The sequence below is a fragment of the Streptomyces sp. MB09-02B genome (assembly GCF_033794485.1).
Taxonomy (GTDB): Bacteria; Actinomycetota; Actinomycetes; order Streptomycetales; family Streptomycetaceae; genus Streptomyces.
In genome coordinates this window covers 1-3025 of the sequence record NZ_JARGEE010000677.1, presented here as the reverse complement: position 1 = coordinate 3025, position 3025 = coordinate 1, and the positions used below count along the sequence as shown (strand labels likewise).

Below are 3025 nucleotides of genomic sequence, written 5' to 3'. Positions count from 1 at the left end.
GGGCCACGGGGACGAGCCTCCTGCCGGGGCGGGCCACGCGGGGCGAGCCCCCGGCCGAGGCGGGGCCTCGCCAGGCAGGCCTCCGCGGCGGCGAGGTCAGCCGGACGGGCCCCGGCCTCGAGCGCGGCCACACGAGGCGGGCCCCGAGCCACGAGCAGGACCACGCCCGGCCGGCTCTCGGCACAGGAGCAGGGCCATGAAGGGCGGGCTCAACAGGCCTGCGCGGAGCAACACGAGCGCTGGCCTCCGGGTGAAGGAAAAGCCACACGAGGGCGACCTAGGTGCAGGGCAGAGTCACACCAGGGCAGCCTCCAGGCGAAGGGCAGAGCCACACCAGGGAGGCCTTCAGGCCCGGGGCAGGGCACGCTGAGCCCCTCCGAGCCAGGGGGCGGAGTCAGGCCAGGCACGGGGCGGCGTCACCCCGGAGGCGCCCGAGTCAGGAGCAGAACCACCCCGACCAGCGTTACCGCCTGCGGCGAGCGCGCGGAAGCCCCCCGGCATGCCAGGGAGCAGAGAGCGCGCGGGAGCGGGCCCTCCGAGGTGTCGTGCGGGGTCCCGGTGTGCTTCAGCCGCTGGTAACCCAGTGTTCTCCGTCCGCTGGGCGGACCTCAGGGGCGAAAGGCACGGGGTGCCGGATACGGTTGGCACATCATGAGCGCTTCGCAGACCTCCTCTGACATCCCCACCCTCCTCGTCAAGATCTTCGGCAAGGACCGGCCGGGGATCACCGCCGGGCTGTTCGACACCCTCGCGGCGTACTCCGTCGACGTGGTGGACATCGAGCAGGTCGTCACCCGTGGCCGGATCGTGCTGTGCGCGCTCGTGACCGAGCCGCCCGCCGGGCAGGAGGGCGACCTGCGGGCGACCGTGCACAGCTGGGCGGAGTCGATGAAGATGCAGGCGGAGATCATCTCCGGCCTGGGCGACAACCGTCCCCGCGGTCTCGGCCGCTCGCACGTCACCGTGCTGGGCCACCCGCTGACCGCCGAGTCCACCGCCCGGATCGCCGCCCGGATCACCGCCACCGGCGGCAACATCGACCGTATCTTCCGGCTCGCCAAGTACCCGGTGACGGCTGTCGAGTTCGCGGTGTCCGGCACGGAGCCCGAGACACTGCGGACCGCGCTGGTCACGGAGTCGGTGGCACTCGGCGTGGACGTCGCCGTGGTCGCGGCGGGGCTGCACCGCCGGGCCCAGCGGCTGGTGGTGATGGACGTGGACTCCACGCTCATCCAGGACGAGGTGATCGAGCTCTTCGCCGCCCACGCCGGATGCGAGAAGGAGGTCGCCGAGGTCACGGAGGCCGCGATGCGCGGCGAGCTGGACTTCGAGCAGTCGCTGCACGCGCGCGTGGCGCTGCTGGAGGGGCTGGACGCCTCGGTGGTGGAGAAGGTGCGCAGCGAGGTCCGGCTCACTCCGGGCGCGCGCACCCTGATCCGTACGCTGAAGCGGCTCGGCTTCCAAGTCGGTGTCGTCTCGGGCGGGTTCACCCAGGTCACGGACGACCTGAAGGAGCGGCTGGGCCTCGACTTCGCGCAGGCCAACACCTTGGAGATCGTCGACGGCAAGCTCACCGGCAAGGTCGTCGGCGAGATCGTGGACCGGGCGGGCAAGGCGCGGCTGCTGCGCCGCTTCGCCGCAGAGGCGGGGGTCCCGCTGGCCCAGACCGTGGCGATCGGCGACGGCGCGAACGACCTCGACATGCTCAACGCGGCCGGTCTGGGCGTCGCCTTCAACGCCAAGCCGGTGGTGCGGGAAGCCGCGCACACCGCGGTGAACTTTCCCTTCCTCGACACCGTGCTGTATCTCCTCGGGGTGACCCGTGAAGAGGTCGAGGCGGCGGACACGCACGACGAGTGACGGGGCGAGGCGTACGACGAGGGCCCGGCACCAGATGGTGCCGGGCCCTTGTCGTGTCGGGTGCCGCCTGCCGGGGATGGGCTACGCGGCGGAGTTACTCGGTCGGCGCCCAGTAGTCGGCCAGGGTGGTCACGCCCGGCTCCAGGCTCTTCCAGGCTCCCTCGAAGGTGAGCACGGCGAAGGCGGCGGCCGGGAAACCGTGGCGGTTCATGCGCTCGCGGGTGTCGCCCTCGGCACTGCCGGCGAGGACGTCGGCGAGGCCCTGGATTCCGGGGTTGTGGCCGATCAGCACGATGTTCTGCGCGTCGTCGGGGGTTTCGTTGAGCAGGGCGATCAACTCTCCGGGCGAGGCCTCGTAGATCCGCTCCTCGTAGACCGTTTTCGGCCGCTCGGCCAGTTCATGAACGGCCAGCTTCCAGGTCTCGCGGGTCCTGACGGCGGTGGAGCAGAGGGCAAGGTCGAAGGGGATTCCGGAGTCGGCCAGCTTGCGCCCGGCGACGGCGGCGTCCATGCGGCCCCGGTCGGCGAGCGGCCGCTCGTGGTCGGAAACCTGGGGCCAGTCGGCCTTCGCATGCCGGAAGAGGACAATCTTGCGGGGTTCTGCGACGCTCATGCGTCCCAGCTTCGCACGAAACAGGCCACGGGGCGCAGGGAGTTGAAGTGCGGATACCCGCCACCGGTACATGTGCTTCCGGTGAGCCGGACGCTCGTCACGGTGTGTGGCTCGACAGGGCGTCCCGTATGCGCTCCAGGAGGTCGGCGATCACGGGGTCCCCGCTCGCCGCCTGGGCCTGCGCGGGGTTCGAGATCAACAGCAGGAGCGCGACGAAGCCGAGGGCGGGCAGGGCGACCGCCCACCAGGGCAGCCGGACGCCGACGCCGCTCGTGGTCGCCGGGTGGGGCCGGGGGTGCGTACGGGCCGACATGCCGCCTCCGTGGTCTGCGAGTCCTCGTGGCCCGGTCCTCCGTGGGCCCTCGCGGGTCCCCTGCGGCCACGATCTCGACGTTACGGAACGCGGGCGGTCCGTCCCATCCGGTGATCCACCCACTTCACCCTGAGACTCACCCCCTAGTACTCCAGCAGTACTTCGTGGCTTGACCTGGGGAAACGTCGAGCGGTGGGAGTGTAGCGGGCAGGATGCCGTCACGGACGGCTTCTGCCCGC

At 71.5% G+C, this 3025-nt stretch carries 3 protein-coding genes; 1 reads left to right on the top strand and 2 read right to left on the bottom strand.

Features of this window, described 5'->3' with window-relative positions:
• Window positions 1-651: 651 nt before the first annotated feature.
• Window positions 652-1860 (top strand): phosphoserine phosphatase SerB, encoded by a 1209-nt coding sequence (gene serB, locus P1P70_RS42690; RefSeq protein WP_045560790.1) that lies wholly within the window; start codon window positions 652-654, stop codon window positions 1858-1860.
• Between the two features lie 94 nt (window positions 1861-1954).
• Here the strand turns inward: serB and P1P70_RS42685 are convergent, their stop codons facing one another.
• The gene (locus tag P1P70_RS42685) at window positions 1955-2473 is read right to left on the bottom strand and encodes a histidine phosphatase family protein (protein ID WP_319247610.1); all 519 of its coding nucleotides are present in this window, start codon (window positions 2471-2473) and stop codon (window positions 1955-1957) included.
• A gap of 97 nt (window positions 2474-2570) precedes the next feature.
• Entirely contained in the window at window positions 2571-2786 is a 216-nt protein-coding gene (locus P1P70_RS42680; RefSeq protein ID WP_319247608.1) for a hypothetical protein, read from the bottom strand.
• Window positions 2787-3025 lie beyond the last annotated feature (239 nt).

Coding starts and splice junctions, on each gene's coding strand:
- serB (WP_045560790.1), top strand. CDS start 652: ATGAGCGCTTCGCAGACCTCCTCTGACATCCCCACCCTCCTCGTCAAG.
- P1P70_RS42680 (WP_319247608.1), bottom strand. CDS start 2,786: ATGTCGGCCCGTACGCACCCCCGGCCCCACCCGGCGACCACGAGCGGC.
- P1P70_RS42685 (WP_319247610.1), bottom strand. CDS start 2,473: ATGAGCGTCGCAGAACCCCGCAAGATTGTCCTCTTCCGGCATGCGAAG.